At 61.1% G+C, this 342-nt stretch carries 1 protein-coding gene; it reads left to right on the top strand.

Annotated features, from left to right (window positions below; all coding sequences use genetic code 11):
- On the top strand, positions 1-342 hold a 342-nt coding region (locus tag PC358_RS27855; RefSeq protein WP_033703331.1), incomplete at both ends, for an immunoglobulin-like domain-containing protein.

Below are 342 nucleotides of genomic sequence, written 5' to 3'. Positions count from 1 at the left end.
ACCGACGAGCCAGGCTCTGGCACTCCAGGCACTGGCAACGGTGGCGACCTGGTCAAGGTCACCATCACCGCCGATCAGGTCTCGGTTGCCGAGAACGTCAAACCGACCTTCACCGTTCACATCAACGCTGCCTTGGACCACGACCTTGTCGTGACCCTGAGCAACAACGAAGTCGTGACCATCAAGGCCGGCGAAACCAGTGCGCCGTATAGCCACGATGCGCAAGGCGACGACGTTTACAAAGACGCCGGCGAAATCAGCCTGGGTATCAAGTCGGCAGCAGACATCGATGGCCGCGCCTTCGAGAACCTGCAGCTGGGTGGGGCCGCGTCGGTCAAAGTG

This window comes from Pseudomonas capeferrum (genome assembly GCF_000731675.1).
Classification (GTDB): domain Bacteria; phylum Pseudomonadota; class Gammaproteobacteria; order Pseudomonadales; family Pseudomonadaceae; genus Aquipseudomonas; species Aquipseudomonas capeferrum.
The sequence above is the reverse complement of the archived record's forward strand: the minus strand, read 5'-3'. Positions and strand labels throughout refer to the sequence as shown.